General features: G+C 72.0%; 19 protein-coding genes. 9 read left to right on the top strand and 10 right to left on the bottom strand.

Translation table 11 applies throughout. The features are described from left to right. Positions 1-146: 146 nt before the first annotated feature. A complete protein-coding gene (locus ACFU97_RS18770) occupies positions 147-1,784 on the top strand; it encodes an MFS transporter (RefSeq protein ID WP_384257546.1) in 1,638 nt (545 codons plus the stop codon). 245 nt (positions 1,785-2,029) lie between these two features. Here ACFU97_RS18770 and ACFU97_RS18765 read toward each other — a convergent pair whose 3' ends face one another. Together ACFU97_RS18765 and ACFU97_RS18760 are read right to left on the bottom strand one after the other, a co-directional pair. After that, a complete protein-coding gene (locus ACFU97_RS18765; protein WP_384257543.1) occupies positions 2,030-2,722 on the bottom strand; it encodes a hypothetical protein in 693 nt (230 codons plus the stop codon). Positions 2,723-3,038: 316 nt separating this feature from the next. Then, positions 3,039-3,764 (bottom strand): DUF2202 domain-containing protein, encoded by a 726-nt coding sequence (locus ACFU97_RS18760; RefSeq protein WP_384257539.1) that lies wholly within the window; start codon positions 3,762-3,764, stop codon positions 3,039-3,041. 174 nt (positions 3,765-3,938) lie between these two features. On the opposite strand from ACFU97_RS18760, the gene ACFU97_RS18755 reads away from it, so the two are divergent. From ACFU97_RS18755 to ACFU97_RS18735, 5 genes are all read left to right on the top strand, one after another. Next, the gene (locus ACFU97_RS18755; RefSeq protein WP_384257536.1) at positions 3,939-4,634 is read left to right on the top strand and encodes a response regulator transcription factor; all 696 of its coding nucleotides are present in this window, start codon (positions 3,939-3,941) and stop codon (positions 4,632-4,634) included. 262 nt (positions 4,635-4,896) lie between these two features. Further along, the gene (locus ACFU97_RS18750; RefSeq protein WP_384257533.1) at positions 4,897-6,294 is read left to right on the top strand and encodes an ATP-binding protein; all 1,398 of its coding nucleotides are present in this window, start codon (positions 4,897-4,899) and stop codon (positions 6,292-6,294) included. A 122-nt stretch (positions 6,295-6,416) separates the two neighbouring features. Continuing rightward, positions 6,417-7,646, top strand: a complete 1,230-nt coding sequence (locus ACFU97_RS18745; protein WP_384257530.1) for an FAD-dependent oxidoreductase — start codon at positions 6,417-6,419, stop codon at positions 7,644-7,646. A gap of 92 nt (positions 7,647-7,738) precedes the next feature. After that, positions 7,739-9,148 (top strand): rhodanese-like domain-containing protein, encoded by a 1,410-nt coding sequence (locus ACFU97_RS18740; protein ID WP_384257528.1) that lies wholly within the window; start codon positions 7,739-7,741, stop codon positions 9,146-9,148. A gap of 132 nt (positions 9,149-9,280) precedes the next feature. Then, positions 9,281-9,496 (top strand): hypothetical protein, encoded by a 216-nt coding sequence (locus ACFU97_RS18735; RefSeq protein ID WP_384257526.1) that lies wholly within the window; start codon positions 9,281-9,283, stop codon positions 9,494-9,496. A gap of 2 nt (positions 9,497-9,498) precedes the next feature. On the opposite strand, the gene ACFU97_RS18730 is transcribed toward ACFU97_RS18735, so the two are convergent. Genes ACFU97_RS18730 through ACFU97_RS18715 form a run of 4 tightly spaced genes read right to left on the bottom strand, consistent with a single transcriptional unit; the run spans position 9,499 to position 13,927 of the window. Next, positions 9,499-10,098 carry a hypothetical protein gene (locus tag ACFU97_RS18730; protein ID WP_384257523.1) on the bottom strand — a complete coding sequence of 200 codons (600 nt, stop codon included), beginning with the start codon at positions 10,096-10,098 and terminating at the stop codon, positions 9,499-9,501. After that, positions 10,085-11,614, bottom strand: coding sequence for a substrate-binding domain-containing protein (locus tag ACFU97_RS18725; protein WP_384257520.1), 1,530 nt, complete (start codon positions 11,612-11,614; stop codon positions 10,085-10,087). Before ACFU97_RS18725 ends, ACFU97_RS18730 begins: the two co-directional genes overlap by 14 nt. Then, the gene (locus tag ACFU97_RS18720; protein WP_384257516.1) at positions 11,611-12,819 is read right to left on the bottom strand and encodes a toxic anion resistance protein; all 1,209 of its coding nucleotides are present in this window, start codon (positions 12,817-12,819) and stop codon (positions 11,611-11,613) included. The genes ACFU97_RS18725 and ACFU97_RS18720 overlap by 4 nt, the downstream gene beginning before the upstream one ends. A gap of 13 nt (positions 12,820-12,832) precedes the next feature. After that, positions 12,833-13,927 (bottom strand): hypothetical protein, encoded by a 1,095-nt coding sequence (locus ACFU97_RS18715; protein ID WP_384257513.1) that lies wholly within the window; start codon positions 13,925-13,927, stop codon positions 12,833-12,835. Positions 13,928-14,166: 239 nt separating this feature from the next. Here ACFU97_RS18715 and ACFU97_RS18710 point away from each other — a divergent pair, with 239 nt between their 5' ends. Genes ACFU97_RS18710 through ACFU97_RS18700 form a run of 3 tightly spaced genes read left to right on the top strand, consistent with a single transcriptional unit; the run spans position 14,167 to position 17,266 of the window. Continuing rightward, positions 14,167-15,819: a PP2C family protein-serine/threonine phosphatase gene (locus ACFU97_RS18710; RefSeq protein WP_384257510.1), complete on the top strand. Its 1,653-nt coding sequence runs from the start codon at positions 14,167-14,169 to the stop codon at positions 15,817-15,819. Beyond that, a complete protein-coding gene (locus ACFU97_RS18705; protein WP_384257507.1) occupies positions 15,816-16,910 on the top strand; it encodes a B12-binding domain-containing protein in 1,095 nt (364 codons plus the stop codon). Before ACFU97_RS18710 ends, ACFU97_RS18705 begins: the two co-directional genes overlap by 4 nt. Beyond that, complete coding sequence (locus ACFU97_RS18700) at positions 16,907-17,266, top strand: STAS domain-containing protein (protein ID WP_384257504.1); 360 nt, start codon at positions 16,907-16,909, stop codon at positions 17,264-17,266. The genes ACFU97_RS18705 and ACFU97_RS18700 overlap by 4 nt, the downstream gene beginning before the upstream one ends. Here the strand turns inward: ACFU97_RS18700 and ACFU97_RS18695 are convergent. The 4 genes from ACFU97_RS18695 to ACFU97_RS18680 form a co-directional block, all read right to left on the bottom strand. Continuing rightward, complete coding sequence (locus ACFU97_RS18695) at positions 17,263-17,484, bottom strand: hypothetical protein (protein ID WP_384257501.1); 222 nt, start codon at positions 17,482-17,484, stop codon at positions 17,263-17,265. The two genes, ACFU97_RS18700 and ACFU97_RS18695, sit on opposite strands and share 4 nt — an antisense overlap. Further along, positions 17,481-19,211, bottom strand: coding sequence for an FAD-dependent oxidoreductase (locus ACFU97_RS18690; protein WP_384257498.1), 1,731 nt, complete (start codon positions 19,209-19,211; stop codon positions 17,481-17,483). The genes ACFU97_RS18695 and ACFU97_RS18690 overlap by 4 nt, the downstream gene beginning before the upstream one ends. Next, complete coding sequence (locus ACFU97_RS18685; RefSeq protein ID WP_384257495.1) at positions 19,208-19,954, bottom strand: ferric reductase-like transmembrane domain-containing protein; 747 nt, start codon at positions 19,952-19,954, stop codon at positions 19,208-19,210. The genes ACFU97_RS18690 and ACFU97_RS18685 overlap by 4 nt, the downstream gene beginning before the upstream one ends. 348 nt (positions 19,955-20,302) lie before the next feature. Then, positions 20,303-20,530 (bottom strand): ferredoxin, encoded by a 228-nt coding sequence (locus ACFU97_RS18680; protein WP_384257492.1) that lies wholly within the window; start codon positions 20,528-20,530, stop codon positions 20,303-20,305. Position 20,531: the final 1 nt, after the last annotated feature.

The following is a 20,531-nucleotide window of genomic DNA, read 5'->3' as shown; positions in this document are numbered from 1 at the left end:
TTTCAGCCACAGCGGTTGCGGCACAGTCCTCTGCCGATGTCACTTCCTGGCCGCGAGCCTCGCCCGCGACGGGTGAGGCGCCCGGCGTGCCGTTCCGCTGCCATGGAGGAGGGTGATCCGAACGCCCTTCGGCCCGACTGCGCGAGGTGGGCACCGTGAAACGCTGGCGCGCTCTGATCGTTCTCGGCACGGCCCAGTTCCTGATGGTCCTCGACACCTCCGTCATGAACGTGTCGATCAGCCAGCTCGTCGACGACTTCGACACCGAGGTCACCACCATCCAGGCCGTCATCACGCTGTACGCGCTCGTGATGGCCGCCTTCATGATCATCGGCGGCAGGCTGGGCGACATCCTGGGCCGCCGCCGCCTCTTCTTCACCGGCATGATCGTCTACGGCACCGGGTCGGCCGTGACGGCGCTGGCCCCCACCGTATGGGTGCTGGCACTGGGCTGGTCGGTGGTCGAGGGGCTCGGTGCCGCCATGGTGCTGCCTGCCATGGCCGCTCTCGTCGCGGAGTCGTACCGGGGGCGGGACCGGGCCGTGGCCTACGGCGTGATCGGCGGACTCGCCGGCGCCGGTATCGCGGTCGGCCCGCTGCTGGGCGGCTGGGTGACGACGTATCTCACCTGGCGGCTGGTCTTCGCGGGCGAGGTCGTGGTGGTGCTGGCCGTGCTGCTGTGCCGCCGGATGATCACCGAGGTCGAGCGGACCGGGCCGCGCCCCCACCTCGACGTGATCGGCGCCGTGCTCTCGGCGGCCGGGCTGGGCCTGGGCGTGCTCGGCGTGCTGCAGAGCAGCACATGGGGCTGGGTGTCGCCGCGCAACCCGCCGTTCACGATCTTCGGCTTCTCCCCCACCCTGTTCGTCGTCGGGGCCGGCATCGGAGTACTCGCCCTCTTCTTCCACTGGGAGCGCCGCCGCGAGGCCGAGGCGAGCGAGCCACTGGTCCACCTCGCTCTGCTGCGCAAGCCGCCGCTGCGCTCCGGCCTGATGGCCCTGCTGGGCCAGAACCTCATCCTGCTGGGACTGTTCTTCGTCATCCCGCTGTATCTGCAGGTGGTGCAGGGCTTCGACGCGTTCCAGACGGGGCTTCGGCTGCTTCCCGTCTCCGTCACCATGCTCCTGGCCTCCGTCCTCGCCTCCGCCATCGGCCGCAAGGCGGGACCGCGGCGGGTGGTCCAGCTGGCCCTCCTCGTCCTGGCGGGGGCCGTCGTGTGGCTGCTGGCCACCATCGACCCGGTCATCGACGACGCGCAGTTCGCCGGCGCGATGGCCCTGGTCGGCGTGGGCACCGGCCTGCTCGCCTCGCAGCTGGGCAACGTCGTCCAGTCCACCGTCGGCGAGGAGGAACGCAGCGAGGTCGGCGGGCTGCAGTTCACGGCGCAGAACCTGGGCTCCGCGCTCGGCACCGCGCTCATCGGGTCGATCCTGCTGGGAGCGCTGGCCCACGCCTTCACCGCGGAGGTCGCCGACAACCCGCAACTGTCCGACGAGGCCCGCAAGCAGACCGGTATCGCCCTGGAGTCCGGGATCTCCTTCGTCACCACCGACCAGGTGCGGTCCGCGGCCGAGAAGTCCGGACTGCCGCCGTCGGAGGTCCAGGCCGTCACGGACTCCTACGCGTCGGCGCAGCTCGACGGTCTGAAGGCGGCGATCCTCGCCACCGGCGGCGTGACCCTGGCGACCTTCCTCGTCACCCCGAACCTCCCCGCGGGCGGCGGCGGCCGTGCGAAGAAGAAGGCGACCCACGCACCGGCCGGAGACGTCGAGACGACGCACTGACCACCGTGGCACCGCGGCACTCACGCACTGACCACCGTCCCAGCGCGGCATTCGCGCACTGACCACCGTCGCACAGCGGCACTCGCGGAGCCCTCGGCTCAGTAGCGCAGCCCTCTGCCGTCGGGGAGGACGAGTGTGCGATGCCGTTCGCCCGGCCGTTCTCCAGCCAGGACCACCGAATCCGGCAGCCGACCCGCAGAGGGTCCTGGGCGCTCGTGCGCACACCGCCGTCTCGGCCGGATCGGTCAGGCCGCCGCCGTGACCCGGGTGCGCAGGTTGTGGAACTGGCGGGTCTGCATGATGAAGTGGGCGGGTTCACCCAGCAGCAGGTCGAACGGCCGGGTGAGGCGGCGCGGGCGCCCCTGTCCGCGGGTGCGGACCACCAGGCGGGTCCCCCCGTCGCCGGCCGGGCTCAGGTGGAAGCTCCAGACCCCGTCCATGCGCGCCATCGGGAAGGCGTCCCACTCCGGGTCGAAGGAGTGGCCGGACGGCAGGCTGAGGTCCGAACGCAGCACCAGCGTCCTGTTCGGCTCCACGCGGGCCACGGTGAACCAGGCCTGGCCGTCCCGCGTCGCCGGCAGCCGCTGCCCCTCCTCCAGGTTCTGCCACTCGGGCGCGATCCGGTCCGCGCTCGGTATGCCGAAGTGGTCCAGCAGATCCCAGCTGTACCAGCCGCCGCGGTCGCCGCCCATCTGCACCAGCCAGGGCCAGACCCTCTCGGGCGGCGCGGGAAGGGTGGTGGCCATGGTCGAGGTGCCGTCGGCGTCGGGGAAGAGTTCGTCGCCGGGGTAGGTGCGGGTGGCCTCGTCCGGCGTCGCGCCCCAGGTCAGCAGGCGCGGCCGGAACCGCAGCGCGTAGAGCGCCAGTACGGCGGGGGCCACCAGGAAGGGGAGCAGCCGGACTCCCGGCCGCCGTCGGCTTGATCGCTGCTTGGACATCGCGTCCTCCCTGGTCGCCGGGGAGCGGACCTGGTGCGACAGGCCTCCGTGCCGGGCGGCAGGAGACCGGTGCGCGGGGATGGACGAGCCGCGCACCGGTGGTCGTACGCAGGCCACGGTGGCCGCCGATCCAGCGGACCGGGCCGTTCCGCACCTGCGTCCGGCGCTCCGCGCGACGGGCCTCGCCCCGTGGAGCCTGTCTTCTCCTCTCTGCATATCGGGACGGGAGCGACCCGCGCGAGGGCCGGTCGGCCCTGCGCCGGGTCCCATCGTCCCGTCCCGGCGGCGGCCAGGCAGGGGCCAGGACCATCACCGACTACCTGTCCGAACTCGCATGCTCGAACGCCTCCTCATGCCGTTCCGAGGCTGCGAGCAGGTTGCCGTAGATCTGCCGAACGTCGGGGGCCTTGAGCCCGGTCAGGGCGTGGCGCAGAGCGGTGGTCTCGTCGGCCTCCACCTTGTGGCCGGTGTTCAGGGCCGCGGTCAGGCTGCCGTCGCCCTGCTTCAGGTACCGGTCGTAGGTGGCTCGGACGGCCGGGTCGGCGAAGTCGCCGGTCGCCTTGCCCGCGGTCGGGTCGGTGACGTCGTAACGGTCCAACAGGGTGCGTACGGCTGCCAGATGGCTGTTCTCGGCAGCCGTGGTCCGCTCGAAGAGCGGCACGCCGTAGCGATCGGCGAACCCCGTGTAGAGGTCGCGGGCCAGCTTCTCCTCCTCGGCCATCCGCGCGAGCGTGGACTTCTGGGCCGTGGTCAGCGTGCCCCGTGGGGCCAGTGCGGTGTAGCCGGTGCAGCCCCCGCCGTGGCGGGAGTCGTGCATGCCGTCGCCGTGGCGTTGGCCGTACCGGTCGCCGAGCCGGCCGCCGAGCCGTTCGCCCTGCCGCTCGCCGTCGTCCTGACGATCCGTCATCATGTGCTGCCGCGTGGTCGGCCACGGTGCCGGGCCGGTGTCGCCGCCCGCCGCCACCGCGCCGACGGTCAGCAGACCACCGACGGTGAGGGCGGCGGCGCCGACGGCCGTCGCGATCCTGATGTTGCGCTTCATGGCGAACCTCCTCGGGTTCGCGAGAGCGCCCTTGCGTTCCCGCACCGTCACCGTCGCGCCGGGCTCTGCAGTCGCGGTGCGTCGCGTGTGGAGACGGGATGGAGACAACCGACGGGCGCATCGGGGCTGTTCGGCCCTCCCGGGCAGGCGGGCGGGGAGCGTAGATGTGGGGACATGGCCTCCACCGTGCTCGTCGTCGAGGACGAGAAGGAGATCCGCGAGCTGCTGCGCCGCTACCTGGAGCGCGCCGGATACGGTGTGCTCACGACCGGCTCGGGTGCCGAGGCGCTGCGGCTGCTCGGTGAGGGCGACGTCGATCTGGCGCTGCTCGACCTCGGACTGCCGGACGTGGAGGGCGACGAGGTGCTGCGGGAGGCCCGCGAGCGCGGGCACGTCCCGGTGGTGGTCCTGACGGCGCGCACGACCGTGGAGGACCGTATCCACGGGCTGCGGCTCGGCGCCGACGACTACGTGAGCAAGCCCTTCAGCCCCACCGAGGTGGTCCTCAGGGTGGGCGCGGTCCTGCAGCGCGCCGGAAGAACGGCGACGCGTGCGCCGTCGATCCGGTCGTACGGCCGCGACCGCCTGCGGATCGACGAGACCCGGCACGAGGCGACGCTGGACGGGACACCGCTGGAGCTGACGCCCACCGAGTGGGGGCTGCTGACCACACTCGCGTCGGTGCCCGGCCGCGTGTACTCGCGCTACGAGCTGGTCAACCGGGTACGCGGCTACGAGTTCGCCGGGTACGACCGGACGATCGACTCGCATGTGAAGAACCTGCGGCACAAGCTCGGGGACGCCGGCGCCGAGCTGGTCGAGACGGTGCTGGGAGTCGGATACCGGCTGGGGTGGGCCCGTGACTCCTGAGCGCGGTTCGGCACGATCCGACGGAGGACGGTCCCGCGGGTCGCCGCCTGGCGGGTGGCGGTCCGGCGCGTCGGCGCCTGGCGGGTGGCGGTCCGGCGCGTCGGCGCCTGGCGGGTGGCGGTCCGGCGGGCAGCAGTCCGGCGCGTCGGCGTCCGGCGGATGGAAGTCCAGGGAGTCGGCGCCCGGCGGGTGGCGGTCCGGCGGCCTCGGTCCGCTCGGGCGGCGGCTCTTCGCGGCGTTCGCCGTGGTCGCGCTCGCGTCCGTGGCCCTCCTGACGGCCGCCGCGCTCGCCGGAACCGGCGCCGGTCTGAGCAGCGCCCACCAGGCCGACCGCCAGCGCGCCGCGTCCCGGGTGGCGGCGGCCGCCGCCGACGCCTACCGCGCCGCGGACGGCTGGTCGTCGGCGGACCTGTCGGCGGCGCGGTCCCTGGCTGCCGGCGCCGGGACGGTGCTGACCGTGCGGAACGGCGACGGGGAGGCCGTCACCGGCGGCTCCGGACCCGGCTCCGGGTCCAACTTCGGTTCGGAGGGCGATCACGGCATGCCCGGCGCAGGTAACGGCCATCACGGGCAGATGACCGGCTCGGGCCCCAGCGCGAACGCGCCCGTGATCGTCGACGGCCGCGCGGTCGGTTCCGTGCGCCTGGTCTTCCCCTCCGGCTCCGGGTCGGCGGGGCTGTCCGTGGCCTGGGGCTGGGTGGCCGCGGCCGCCGCCGGTGCGCTGGTTCTGGCGCTGGCCGTGAGCTGGTTCGTCACGCGGCGCCTGACGGCTCCCGTGGTCCGGGTCGCGGCCTCCGCCCGTGCCCTGGCGGCCGGCGACCGCACCGCGCGCGCCGGGATCGACGCACCGGGGGAACTCGGCGACCTCACCCGCGCCTTCGACGCCATGGCCGACGACGTCGGCCGGGCCGAGCGGGCCCGTCACCGGCTCGCGGCCGACGTCGCCCACGAACTGCGCACGCCTCTGGCCTCGTTGCAGGCGGGGCTGGAGGAACTGCGCGACGGCTACGCCGAGCCGTCCGCCGAGCGTCTGGCCGGTCTGCACGACCAGACGCTGCGGCTGGGGCGCATCATCGGCGACCTCGGGGAACTCGCTGAGGCCGAGTCGGCCCGCCTGTCCCTGCACCTGACCGAGGTGGACCTGACCGCACTGGCCGTGGCCGCCGTGGCCGAACGAGGGGCCGAACTGCGCACCGCCGGGCTGACCGTGCTCACCGTTCCGGGCCCTGCCCCTCTGCCGATCCGCGCGGACGCCGACCGGCTGCATCAGGCGCTCGGCAACCTGCTGAGCAACACCGCCCGCCACTGCCGCCCCGGTGACACCGTCACCGTCGCCACGCTCGCCACGGCCTCCGAGGCGCTCGTCGAGGTGACCGACACCGGTCCCGGCATCCCCTCCGACGAGCTTCCGCACGTCTTCGACCGCCTGTGGCGCGGTACGCGCGCCCGCGCCGGAGGCGGCAGCGGCATCGGCCTCGCCGTGGTCAGGGAACTGATCACGGCCCACGGCGGCACGGCCACCGCGGCCGCCGCACCGGGCGGCGGGACGCGGATGACCCTCCGGCTGCCCAGGGCCGCGCCACAAGGGGCACGGCCTGGTCCCGACCCTGCCGCGGATGTGCGGGTTGCCTCTGAGGCAAATACCCCCTGGGGTATTTGACGCCTCTCTCCGGGTCGCCGTAGCCTCGCCGGAAGATACCCCCCGGGGTAATTGAGGAAGCAACGAAGCGACGTCGCCCGACACTCGCACGCCTCGTCGGCCGGCCGGAAAGGAGCACCGCCTTGGCCGCCATCCCCTCCCCCACCGACGCACCGATCTCCGGACGCCACCGCGTCGCCGTCATCGGCGGCGGCAGCGCCGGCATCAGCGTCGCCGCCCGCCTGCGCCGCGCAGGCGTCACCGACATCACCCTGGTCGAACCGTCCGACACCCACTGGTACCAGCCCCTGTGGACACTGGTCGGCGGCGGCCAGGCGCCCCTGCGCGCCACCCGCCGCCCCGAGAGCTCGGTGATACCGGACGGTGTGCGCTGGATCCGCCGCCGCGCACTCGCCGTCGACCCGCAGGCCCGCACCGTGACGCTCTCCGGCGGCGCCGAACTCGCCTACGAGTACCTGATCATGGCGCCCGGACTCCAGCTCGACTGGACCGGTGTGCCGGGCCTGGCCGAAGCGGTCGGCCACGACCGTGTGAGCAGCAACTACGCACCCGAATACGCGCCCCGCACCTGGGACCTGATCCGGCAGATGCGTTCGGGCACGGCCGTCTTCACGCATCCGGCGACCCCGCTGAAGTGCGGCGGCGCCCCGCAGAAGATCGCCTACCTGGCGGCCGACCACTGGCGCAGGCGCAAGGTCCTCGACGACATCCGGATCGTCCTCGTCATCCCCGATCCGGCCATGTTCAAGGTGCCCGCCTGGTCCCAGGTCCTGGAGCAGGTGGCCGCCCGCTTCGGCATCGAGGTGCGGCTGCGCTCCGAGATGACCGCCGTCGACGGCGACGGCCGTACGGTCACGATCACCGACCACGCGAACGGCACCAAGGAGACAATCGGCCACGACCTCCTGCACGCCGTGCCGCCGCAGAGCGCGCCCGACTGGATCAAGGCGAGTCCGCTCGCCGACCCCGCGAGCCCGCAGGGCTTCGTCGCCGCCGGCAAGCACACGCTTCAACACCCCTCGTACGACAACGTGTTCGCGCTCGGCGACGTGGCGAACCTGCCCACCTCCAAGACCGGCGCGGCCGTGCGCAAGCAGGCCCCGGTGGTCGCCGCGAACCTCCTCGACGTCATGAACGGCCGGGCCCCTTCGCACCGGTACGACGGCTACACCTCCTGTCCGCTGGTCACCGCCCGCGACCGGATGCTGCTCGCCGAGTTCGACTACGACCTCAACCCCACGCCGACCATCCCGCTGCTCGACCCCTTCAAGGAGCGCCGCACGATGTGGGCGCTCAAACGGTACGGTCTGCCGCCCCTCTACTGGCACGGCATGCTCACCGGCCGCCTCTGACCGGTCGGCCCGGGCACCCCCCGGCACCGGGCCGACCAGCACGCCCCGCCCCCACCGACCGCACCGCCCTTCCCACCCGGAGGTCACCCCCCATGTTCTTCGCCCAGTACTACCTCGACTGCCTCTCCCAGGCGTCGTACATGATCGCCGACGAGACCACGGGCAAGGCCGTCGTGGTCGACCCGCGCCGCGACGTCTCCGAGTACCTCACCGACGCCGCCACCCACGGTTTCACCGTCGAGGCCGTCATCAACACCCACTTCCACGCCGACTTCCTCGCGGGCCACCTGGAACTCGCCGACCGCACCGGCGCCTGGATCGGCTACGGGCAGCGCGCCGAGGCCGAGTACCCCATCCACAAACTGGTCGACGGCGAACGCATCACCCTCGGCGACGTCCAGCTCCAGATCCTCGAAACCCCGGGCCACACACCGGAGTCGATCAGCGTCCTGGTGTACGAGCACACGAAGGACACCGTCCCCTACGGCGTCCTCACGGGCGACGCGCTGTTCATCGGCGACGTGGGCCGGCCCGACCTGCTCGCCTCGATCGGCGTGACCGTCGACGAACTCGGCGACATGCTCTACGACACCGTCCAGAACAAGCTGATGGGCCTGCCGGACGCCGTTCGCGTCTTTCCCGGCCACGGCGCCGGATCCGCCTGCGGCAAGAACCTGTCCACCCAGCGCCAGTCCACTGTCGGCGAGCAGCGCGCCACCAACTACGCCTGCCGGCCGATGAGTCGGGCACGGTTCGTGGAGCTGGTCACGGCGGGGCAGCCGGCCGCGCCCGCCTACTTCGTCCACGACGCGATCCTCAACCGCAAGGAGCACGGCCTGTTCGACGCCGCCGCCGCACCCCGGCCGCTGTCGGTGGAGGAGTTCGTGGAGCGCCGGGCGGCGGGGGCGGTCGTGGTCGACGCCCGCTCGCCGCAGGACTTCGCGCCCGGGCATGTGCGGGGTGCGATCAACGTGCCCGCGGACGGGCGCTTCGCCGAGCAGTCGGGCATGGTCCTCGCCCCCGACCAGGACGTGGTCGTCGTCGCGCCGCAGAATCGCGAGGAGGAGGTCGTCACCCGGCTCGCCCGGATCGGCTTCGACAAGGTCCGCGGCTACCTGCGCGAGCCCGAGGGCGCCTTCCCCGAGCTGGCCGACGAGATGGCGCGGGCCGGCCGCCTGACCGCCGACGAACTGCGCGGACTGCTGGACGGCGAGGCGCCGCCGGTGGTCCTGGACGTGCGCAACGGCCCCGAGCGTGAGGAGGGCTATGTCGACGGCTCGCTGCACATCCCGCTGGCCGAGCTGGCCCGTCGCGGCGGTGAGATCCCCGCCGGCCGGCCCGTGGTCGTGCACTGCGCGGGCGGCCACCGGTCCTCCATCGCCGCCAGCCTGCTGCGCCACCAGGGCCGTACCGATGTCTTCGACCTGCTCGGCGGGTACGGCGCCTGGCTCGCGCTCCCCGCCGCCCGCCCGAGGGAACAAATCGGTCGCACACGGCGCTGACGTTAATACCCCACAGGGTATGTGGGTCGGGGCCGACGCCCGTCGGGAACCGTCACCACTTGACGAAGGAGCGTGAGGACGATGGGGACGACTGGATGTGACCACCCCCCTGCCGGTGGGGCGGAACGGCTCGTGACCACCTGTGGACGCAGCATCGCCGTACGGCGCCTGAGGCTCGCGTTCACGGGGCGCTCCATCACCCGCATCGCCCTCGACGTGGGCCGTGACCAGGGCGACGAACCGGGAGTGTGGGCGGCGCTCACCACCGGCGAGGCCCGTGACCTCGCCCATCTGCTCCTCCTCAACGCCGACCTGGCCGAGCAGGGCACCGAGCCCTCAGATCACTGAAGTCAGTTCACCCGCCCCCGGTCCTCCAGATACCGGGTATGTGACTCCTGCCGCCGCGCCTCCGTCTCGCGCAGCGCAGCAGCCAGCTCTTCCGCCTCCTCCTGGAGCAGCGCGAGCTGCCGCTCCAGGTGCCGTTCCGGCGGTTCGGAACCCGGGGTCATCCGTGTCCACCACCGGGTGCGTACGAAACTGTCGACGGCCTCGGGGAGGTCCTGCCGTACGGCTCGCGAGAGCGTGTGCACGCCCTCCGGGTCCTGGGCGAGCACCTCCGTGACCCACCCCGGGTCGAGCAACGCGGTGAGCAGGTCGGTCAGTTCGGTGAGGCGGCCCGCGGCGGCCGGCGGCAGGTCGACTTCCTCCAGGTAGCCGCCCAACTTCTCGAAGTCGCCGCGCAACGCGTCCAGTTGGGCCGACGAGCCGGGGAATCCCGGCAGTGAGGGCCGCTCCGGCGGGGCGATCAGTGCGCCCGCGCCGTAGAGCCCGGCCACGACGACGGGCCAGTACGGTCCGGCCACCCCGGTGAAGGTGAGCACGAGCCCGGCGAGCCCGCAGGCGCTGCCCGCGATGTTCTTGCGGGACTCGAGGTATCTACTGATAGCCACGGATCTCCTCGAAAGCGCCGTCCAGCGAGCCCTGTTGGGCGTCGAAGAGTCGGCCCCCGGTCAGGTCGGCGATATGTGCCAGCTCGCGCCGGTCGGAGTCGCCGAAGAGGATCGGGAAGACGGGTATCTGCTTCTGCCCGCCGCCGAGGGAGCGGTAGAAGGCGTCAAACTCGCCGGCCTTCGCACCGGTCGTGTTCTCGCCGTCGGTCATCAGCACGATCGACGTGAACGTGTCGCGGTCGGCGCCGAGATGTTCGTACGCCTTCTCCAGGGAGGTGTAGATCGCGGTGTCGCCGTCGGCGGAGAGCTTCTTCGTATCCGCGCGGATGGCGTCCGAACCGGCCCTCGGATCGGCCGGATCGACCACGTGCGTGCGCACGCTCTTCACGTGCGACCCGAACGCCATCAGCGTCACCTCCTCGCGGTCGCGGAAGTCCCCCGTCAGATCGGTGAGCGCCTTCTTCAGCCGGTCGAGGCGGTCGCCCCGCATCGAGCCCGAGGTGTCGAGGACGTAGACCGTCCGGGAGGGACGGCGCAGCTTGTTCTCGTAGGAGTCGAGCAACCCGTCGGCGACGGAAAGGCTGCCGGGGAAGGGGAGTTCGCGGCGGCGGGTGGTGTCGAGGCCGGCCGCCGGCGGCACCGACGGGATCACCGGACGGCGGTGGGTGCGGGCGGTGATCCCGCGCTGGATCCTCGGGGTGCGCAGGGCCTCGGTCAGGCGGCGCACGTCCTCGCGGGTCGCGGCGGGGGTGCCGGCGAGGGAGGAGAGCGGGTAGTCGGCGGTGACCACACCGTCCTTGGGGCGGATCACGGTCAGGCCCGGAATGCCCTTGAGGACGGACTCGTAGTTAAGGAGCGCGTCGACGTCCCCGCGCCGCCGGTACGCCGCCGCCAGCCAGCCGGACGAACCCGATGTCAGCTGCTGTCCCTTGAAGAACGCCTTCAGCCGGGGCGTGGCCTTCGCGACGTCCGCGTCGGTGAGCGCGGACTGGGCGCCGGAGAGGGCGGAGGCGACCGAAACGAGCGTGGAGAAGCCGGAGTTGGAGCGGGCTGGGTCGGTCATGCCGTACGTCAGCTTGCCGTCCCGCACGGCCGTGTCGACCTGGGACCAGGTGACGTCGTCCGGCTTCCAGCCGAGCGCCCGTACGGTGGCCGTCCTGATCCCCACCGCGACCGGGCTGGACATGATCGGCGTCTCGGAGAGGACCTTCTTCGCGGCGGTGGGGCGCAGCCGGAGGTAGTCGTCCGAGGACAGCCACACGGCGTCGAAGGTGCCGGTGGCCTTCCCCGCGGCCAGCAGGTTCACGGCGTCCAGGGTGCCCATGTAGGTGGGCCGGACCGTGATTCCGGTGTCCTTGCGGATCTCGTCGAGCACCGGTGCCATGTCGGCGAGTTCGCTGGAGGCGAGGATGCGGACGGTGCCGGGTGCGGGGTCGCCGGGGTCGGTCTGGTGGGGGGTACTGCACGCGGTGAGCAGGGCGGCCGCCGAGGCGGCCACGGCCAGGGCTCGTCTCATGCGGACCCTCCTTCGAGCGCGACCCGCGAGCGACTGCGCTCCAAGTACGCGCTGGCGCTCTGCAGTTCGGCCGTCAGGTTCTCCACGGTCGTGGCCATCGCCTCGGTCGCCTGGACCTTGTACGTGTCGATCGCGTCGAGGGTGCGGTAGATCTGCTGGAACGCGGACCGCAGGGTCTCGGCGCCCACGGCGGGGTCGGCGGCGATCCGCTGGATCTCACCGCTCTGGGTGGCGAGCATCTCGGCGTTGCCTCTGATGAGGTCCTCGGTCGTACCGCGGAGGGCGTTGACCTGTTCCACGACCTTCTTCTGGTTGTCGAGCGCGGAGGCGAGCATCACGGAGATCCGCAGCGCGGAGACGGTCGTGGTCGCCGCCCGGTCGACGCCCTTGATCAGCTCGTCGTTGTTGCGGCGTACGACGTCCATGGCAAGGTAGCCTTGGGCGCACACGGCGAGCTGGGTGAGCAGGTCCTGGTGCTTCTGCCGGACGGGGAAGAGCACGTCGGCGCGGAGCGAGTCGGCCGCCTCGGGGTCAGCGGTCCCGGCGATGCGCTGCTCGACGGCCGTGTCCAGGGCCTCGGTCAGCACGACATACTCCTGCAGCTTGCCCATGGTCTCCCACAGCCGCACCCGCTCGGTCTGCAACGCTGCGTTGTCGCGCCGCAGTTCGTCCTGACCCCCGCGCAGCGACCCGACGATCTTGTTCAGCGTGCCTTGTGCGGAGGCGTACTTGGCAACGTGGTCGCGCAGCTTGTTCCCGCCGGGGAGCCGCGAGAGGAACTTCCGTCCCTTGCCGGCGGGCAGGTCCCGCGGGTCCAGGTCCTCGACGACGCGCCGCAGTTCGACGAGCGAGCCCGCGACCTGCGACTGGGCGTCCGAGCCCCTGCTCGGCAGACTGCGCACGGTCCGCTCCAGCATCCGGTTGGACTGCGCGGCGGCGCTGCGCATCTCACCGGCGCCGAGTGCGGCGACCTCCCCGACCTTGCCGGCGAACTCGGGCGAGCGCGCGTCGAGAGCGGCGAGCGAGGCGACGTACGCGGAGGCCTTCGCCGCCATGTCCGTACGGACGCCGTCGTCGACGGGCACGAGCCCGCCCGCCTTCTCCCGTGGGACGGCCGCGACGGCTTCGGGCGGGGTGAGCGTGAAGACGTCGTCCCCGCTGAGGGTGTTCTGGTGAGTGTTCTGGCTGGTGTTGAAGCTGGTCATGCCGGTCCCCCGTTCATCCGCGCGCCCGGCGCGCCATCTCGTGCAGCACCGCGGAGGTGGGCACGGGCGCCTGCCGGACGCCGGTCAGTTCCTGCTCCAGATAGGTGGTGGCCGAGGCGAACTCGGTGGCGGCGCCCTGCGGCCGGAATCCGTGCCGGACGGCGAGCCGCCGCAACTCCTTGTCGGCGGAGAGGAGTTCGGCGAGCGCCTTGCCGTTGTCCGTCATCGGTACGACGGTGTGGTCGCTGTCGACGGTGGTGTCCGGGTAGAGCACGACCAGGTCGTCGGGCTGCTGCCCGCCGGCGAGGAGTGAGGCGACCTGTGACTCGTAGACCCAGACCAGCGGGTTGCCGGCGCCGCTGACGAAGTCCCGGAACACCGCGTCCGAACCGGACTGTTGAGCGCCCTGCACGGTGACGAGCTTCTTCAGCAGCGGTTCGGTGCGGTCGAGGGCGCCCTTGTCGGCGACGACCCGTCCGCCGTTCGCCACGTAGGAGGCGGCGGCGAGGTAGAGGGCGCCGGAGTTGGAGGACTCCGGATCGGTGCTGGAGATGAAGAGCGTTCCGCTCAACTCTCCATACTTGTCGGCCCCCTTGAGCTGCTGCCAGGTGCGGTCATGACGGGCCGCGTCGAGATAGGCGGCCATCTTCAGGGTGCCGCGGTGCGCGCTGCCGAGGGTCGCGAGGCCGTTCGCCGCGAGCACCTGGGCGGCGCTGCGGTGAGCGACGACGACCAGGGGCGAGTAGAACGGCCTGGGGAGCGTCCCGTGCACCTTGTACCGGTTCGCCAGTTCGACGGCGGGCGCCTGGCTGGACGGGAACGCGAGGTCGTACCCCTTGAGGTCGAGCCCCTCCATGGCCCAGGACCCGGAGGTCTCGGCCTTTACGGTGTAACCCTTGGCGGCAAGGGCCTTCACCACGTCCGGATCGGCGAAGTACTCGGCCTTCTCCGATCCGATCACCATGCGCACGGTCTTCGTTGCCGTGCCCTTGTCCTCGTCGTACCGGCCCGCGACGACGGCAGCCACCACGCCGCCGATCAGCAGGACCGCGAGGACGATCCCTGCGATACGTCTCACGCCGAGCAGAGTGCTCGCGGAATTCAACATTCCCCGCCGCCGGGCATGAACGGCAGGTGTCACCCCGGTCCCGGTACAACACGCGCCCGGCGCCGCGGCACCTGCCCGGGCCTGATCGTCACCGAACCCGGTACCTGTCCGGATCAGGAACGTTGTCAAGGATGTACCGGCGTAGTTGCCACAGGAGGGGAACGTGCGCGATCGTTGCCGTCGGACAACTTTTTCTGCGACTGGATGAGGTGAGGGATTCGCGCAGCGGATCCTCAAGTATGGGTTACCCCTCTGGACGGAGCGGTACCGGCGCCGTGTCGGATCCCCTGTGGGCCGGCGCTCCGTACCCCGTCCTGATCGCAGATGTCGAGGGCACGGTGCTGGCACGCAACGATGCCGCGGGCGTGCTGCTGCCTGTCGCGACCCCGGGAGCGTCTCTCGCGGACGCGGTCCCGGCGTGGCTGGCCTCGGCACACCACGCGCTGCCCTCTCCCGGAGGGGGCAGCGGCGGGGCCGTGGACACGGCTTCCGTGGGTGAGATCGGTGAGAGCCGGTTCCAGGCACGCCCCAGCGTGCGCGAGGACGGCTCGGTGGTGTGGTGGCTGGTCGACGACACCGATCACCGGATGCGGGACGCTCTGCGCGTGGAGCGGGAGCGGGCCGCCTTCCTCACCGAGACGTCGAGCGCGCTGCAGTCCAGTCTCAATCTGCGCCGCTGCATGGAGGTGACCGCGCAGCTGGCCGCCGAGCGGCTCGCGGACAGTGCGCTGGTCATCGCGCCGGCCCGTGGTCGCAGGCTGCCCGTGGTGACCTGCGTGCGCGGCGGCATCCCCACCCTGTCGCAGGATCCGGTGGACCCGGACGGCGTTCCGGGCCTGGGCGAGGCGTTGCGCGGCTTCCCTCCGGTGCCCTCACGGTGGATCGATCCGTCGTCGGCCCCCGGCTGGCTCGTGCCCGAGGGCTTCGGTGAGGTCGGCTCGATAGTGATCACCGCTCTGCCCGGACATGGCGTCCCGGCCGGGGCTCTCGTCCTGCTGCGCAGGTCCGGTACGGCCACCTTCACCGAGGAGGAGGAAGCCTTCGCGCGCCTCTTCGCGGCGCGGTCCGGGGCGGCGATGTCGGCCGCGCGCCTGTACGCGGAGCAGCATGCGATCACCGAGATCCTCATGCGGGAGCTGCTCCCGCCGGCCCTGCACCGGATCTCCGGGGTGGACTTCGCGGGCGGCTACCGTCCGTCGGCCGATCATGAGCGGATCGGCGGTGACTTCTACGACGTTCATCCGGCGACCGTGGAGGGCGAAGCCTCCCTCGTCGCGCTGGGCGACGTGTGCGGCAAGGGCCTGGAAGCGGCCGTGCTCACCGGCAAGATCCGCAACACGCTGCACGCACTGCTGCCTCTGGCGGACGACCACCAGCGCATGCTCGGCCTGCTGAACACCGCCCTGCTCAACTCCCACAACACCCGCTTCGCGACCCTGGTCCTGGCCTCCGCCATCCGCAGCGGCAGCTCGGTGGACCTCAAGCTGACCAGCGCCGGACATCCGCACCCGCTGATCATCCGCGGGGACGGCACGGTGACCGATGCCGACACCCGCGGCACCCTGGTCGGGGCCATGCCGGATGTCTTCGCCCACAGTGCATCCGTCACCTTGGCACCGGGAGAGGCCTGCGTGCTGTACACGGACGGGATCACCGAGGCCAGGGGCGGTCCGATGGGTGATGCCATGTTCGGTGAGGCACGGCTCAAGCGCGCGCTCGCCGGCTGCGCGGGCATGCCGGCGGAGGGAATCGTGGAGCACGTCCAGATGCTCGTCGCGCAGTGGCTCGGCAACCGGCGTCATGACGACATGGCCGTGGTCGTGATCTCCGCTCCCCGCGCCCCGCACCCCAGCACGGCGAACGGCCACACCCGGGACAGGTACACCGCATGAGCACCAGCACCCCATCGCCCTGCCTCGCCGACGGCACCCACCTCGAGGAACTGACCGGTCGGCTGTGGGAAGCGGTCCTCGCCGGCGACGAGTACGCGGCCGCGGAACTGGTGCTGCACGCTCTGGACGACGGGCTGCAGGCGGAGAGCGTGCTGCTCGACGTGATCGCGGCCGTACAGGGCCGACTCGGCGAGGAATGGGCCGCCAACCGCATCAGCGTCGCCCAGGAGCACGCCGCGACCGCCATCAACGAACGGACGGTGGCCGCCCTCTCGCTCCACCCCTCCGCCCGCACCGTCCCCACCCGGGGCCGGATCACGGTGGCCTGCGTGGACGGTGAGTGGCACGCGCTGCCGGCCCGCCTGCTGGCCGAGGTACTGAAGCTGCGCGGCTGGCGGGTCGACTACCTCGGCGCCCAGGTACCGGCCCAGCACCTCATCTCCCACCTGCACCACACCGGCGCGGACGCGGTCGCGCTCTCCGGTTCGATCGCCAGCAGGCTGCCCACGGCGCATGCCACGATCACCGCGTGCCAGGCCGTCGGCGTGCCCGTCCTGGTCGGCGGCGCCGCCTTCGGCTCCGACGGCCGTCACGGGGAGCTGCTCGGGGCTCAGGCATGGGCCCCCGACGGCCGTGCGGCCGCCGACCTCCTGGCGCGCGGGCCGCTGCCCCGTCCGCGGAGGGGCCACCAGGAAGCCGACAACCTGCCCTACCTGGCCGACCAGGAATACACCCTGGTCGCACGCAACAGCACATCCCTGGTCCGGAGCGTCTTCACCGAGCTGGAACAGGCCTTTCCCGCCATGCGCGCCTACAGCGACGTACAGCGCGAGCGCACGGCTGAGGACCTCGCGCACATCGTGGAGTTCCTGGGCGTCGCCCTCTACCTCGACAGCGACGAACTCTTTCCGGATTTCCTGACCTGGACCGCCGGTGTCCTGGTGGCACGGGGCGTGCCCGCGCACAGCCTGCCGCCGGCGCTGCGGATCCTGGCCACGGAGCTCAAGGACTTCCCGCGGGCCTCCCGCATCCTCGCCCTGGGCACCCAGGCCCTCACCACGGAACACGGCACTACCGGACACCTTGCATGACGACGCTACCCCCCGCGCATCTGGAGCTGACCACGGTCGACACCGAGGACGGGCTCCGGATCGAGATCGACGGCGACCTCGACCACGACACCTCCGACCAGCTCCTGGACACGGTCACGGCGCAGCTCGCCGAGCGGCCCGGACTCGGCCACCTCCACCTGTACTGCGCCGGCCTCGGCGTCACCGACTCCATGGGGCTGTCCGTCCTGCTGATGATCCGCCGCCGCACCACGGCCGCGGACGTCCAGCTCCATCTGGACGCCCGCCCTGCCGTCCTGGACCGGCTCCTGGAGATCACCGGTACCTTCGAGCACCTCACGGGGGACGCCCCCACCGGCGCGCCGCGACGGTTCTAGGGCGTGCTCGGGGCACGAGTTGTCGGTGGTTTGCTCGGCGGCATGGGCGCCGCGGTGACCAGGACTCTGGCGTACGCGCCCATGACCGCCGCCGTCACGACGAGGATCACCAGCCAGCGCAGGTGCAGCCGGGCGGGCAGGCTCAGGGTCCAGCGGAGCAGGCCGCCGGACGGGGGGCTGCCCCCGCGGCGGCCGCGGGGGTTTCCGGCTCGGCTCATCGTCGGCTCCTTCTGTTCAGGGCCCGCGAGCGCGGACGGGAGCGGCCTATCTGGTCGCGGTATTCGAGGAGTTCCAAGGGCATGTCGAAGGCGACGGCCGCCACGATCTGCGGGCCGTGGGGCGTCTCGCGGGTGTAGCGGGCTACGAAGCGCTCGGCGCGCAGCGACCCCTCGGTGATTTCGACGTGCGTGCCGAGGGAGGGGATGCCGACGGCCTGGATGCGGGTGCCGTGCTGCTCGGACCAGAAACGCGGGACCGGTGCGAAGCGGGCGGCGCGCTCGGGCCCGCGCAGCAGCGCGTCCGCGGCGTGCTGCCCCATCTCCACGGCGTGGATGAGGTGTTCGGTTCGGCGTGGCTCGGCGTCGAAGCGCAGGTTGGGCCAGCGGGCCACGTCACCCGCGGCGACCACGTGCGGAGTCGGCCGGCCCCAGTGGTCGACCGCATGGCAGGTGGGTGTGCACAGCACACCGTCGGAGACGTCCAGTCCGCTGTCGCGCAGCCATTCCGTGCGCGGTTCGCTGCCCAGGCCGAGGACGACGAAGTCCGCGTCGATCAGATCGCCGTCGTCCAGGCGCAGCCTGAGGACGTCGCCGTGGTCCTGCCAGTCGGTGATCGTGGTGCCCAGCCGTACGTCGACGCCCGCCCGGCCCTGGATGTCCGCGACGACGGCGCCGACCCGCTCGCCGAGGACCCGGCGCAACAGCGGCGCGCTGTGCACGACGAGGGTGACGTCCAGACCGCGGTCGCGCAGGGTGCAGGCCAGTTCGCAGCCGACGAACCCGCCACCCAGGATCACCACGTGACGGGCCTGCTGGGCCTCCATCGCCCTCCGGACGGCGACCGCGTCCCCCAGGTTGCGGATCGTGCGGATGCGGTCGCTGAACAGCGGCGCCTCCGGAAGGCGTTTGGCGTCCACCCCGGTGGCCAGCACCAGCCCCTCGAAGGGGAGCCGCTCGCCGCCGCGCAGATGCACGGTCGATCCGTAGAGGTCGAGGCCGACCAGGCCGGTCTCCAGCAGCCAGTGGGCGTCCAGCTCCTCCTCCGCCCTGAACGCCAGCTGCTCCGCCGTCAGTCGACCGGCGAGGAACTGCTTGGACAGGGGCGGGCGGCTGTAGGGCCGGTGGGACTCCTCGCCCACCATGACGATCTCCCCGTCGAAGCCGCGTTCCCTGAGCCGGCTCGCGGCACTGAGGCCGGCCAGTCCCGCGCCCGCGACGACGATGCGCCTGCGGCTCGCCCGCGCGGACGACCCGCTGCGCAGGGGACGTCCGGCAGGCCGTTCGCCGAGGCTGCGGGAGGCGCGGGTGCGCTCTCCCTCGATCTTGACCGCCTGCATGGGGCAGCACCGCGCGGCCTGGCGCGTCTTGGCCGCGAACTGCGCGGGCACGGCGCGGGTGTAGTGCAGCGAGCCGCCTTCGGAGATCCGGAAGACCTCGGGCGCCTCCTGCTGGCAGATGCCGTAGATGTGGCAGCGGTTGTTGTCCACGCTGATCCGGACGGGCTCGTCCTCCGGCACCAGCACGGGGCGCGGCAGGTCGAACGACTCCGCGGGGATCGCGGGTACGGCCGGCAGCTCCGCCGGCGCCTGCCGTGGGCCCGGCACCGCGGCCGGGTGCACGACGCCCTGCTGCGCCTGATGCGGAATGAACGGTACGACCCCGTGGCCGTGCTCCTGGGCCGCGGGCGGGAAGTACTCCGACGGCGGCCCGGCATGTGAGGGGTTCACCTGGCGGCTCCGGCCTCACTCGGGAAGGCCCGCCGGCGCAGTCTGGAGCGCGAGGGGAAGACGCGGATGAGGAAGGCCATCAGAACCGTGCCGGCCCCGGTCGCCACGCCGACCGCGACCAGGTTCAGATGCCGCGGTTCCGGGTGGACCAGGAAGATGTGCAGCCAGATCAGGCCGAAGGAGATGTAGGCGAACTGGTGCACCCGCAGCCAGCGGTGGTAGCCCAGGCGGTTCTGCAGCCACACCGAGCAGGCCACGGCGATCGCCAGTTCCGTCCCGAGGATGCCCAGGCCCACGGGTATGCGCTGCAGGCCGCCCAGGAAGGGCAGGGTCAGCTGCGCCCAGCCGATCCGCCAGATCGGCTGGTAGAGGAAGGTCAGGCCGTGGATGCCCCCGAAGATCATCGCGGAGAGGGCCAGCGTCATGTGGGCGCCGTAGAACGTGGCCCTGTTGACGGCGCGCTGCATGAACCGCAGCCTGAGCATCACGCCCAGGACGACGGTCGAGACCATGAGTACGTAGGCGATGAGGGCGGCCAGCCGTGCGATCTTGTGCGCGCCGACGTCGTACGGCACGTGCGCGCGGTACGCGTCCAGCGGTGACCCCGGTATCGGCGGCGCGGCGGCGACGGCCTCGGGCGCCAGGACGGCGCTGAGGCCGAGCACCGTCACGGCCACGACCAGCCACCTGGCCTTTCGGACGGCGGCAGGACGGTACCCGGTGGGCACCCTGTCCCTCAGCATGTAGTGAGCTCCTCGCATCGACGTGCCCGCGGAACGCACGGGGCGGGCCGGCCGGTCGGGGCCGCCGCACTCGGAGTGCGTTCGCGCGGGGGTGACACCAATGCCCCCGATTTCCGCCCAGGCGGCGCGCTGCTGGCCGCAGACGCTACACGAATCGAGACGCCGGATCGGGGTATTCCAGAAGGCAAACCCCTTGGAAATGAACGGAGTTGTCCGCTTATCGGCGTGTGGTTTGAGCCGGTTCCATGGACAACCTCTGAATGTCCTCTGAATCCTCTGCCGAGGTGGGGACTTTGCGCGAAGGTTCCGGCGACGGCGTGCCCGAGGCCCGTTTCGGGGCGGCCTCCGTCAGCCCTTCGGCGCCCGGTCCAGGCGCAGGGCCAGCGCCGGGCAGGCGGCCACCGCGCGCCGCGCGTGCGCCAGGGCCTTGCCCGTCAGCGGGGCCGATCCCACGATCGGGTAGCCCCATTCGTCCAGCTCGATGAGTTCCGGGAGGAGTTCGGCGCACAGGCCGTAGCCGTCGCAGGCGATGCGGTCGATTCCGACGGTGTGCGAGCCGGAAGAAATCGCGGTCATG

This window comes from Streptomyces sp. NPDC057616, from assembly GCF_042800575.1.
GTDB lineage: Bacteria > Actinomycetota > Actinomycetes > Streptomycetales > Streptomycetaceae > Streptomyces.
This window is presented reverse-complemented; position numbering and strand designations above follow the sequence as displayed.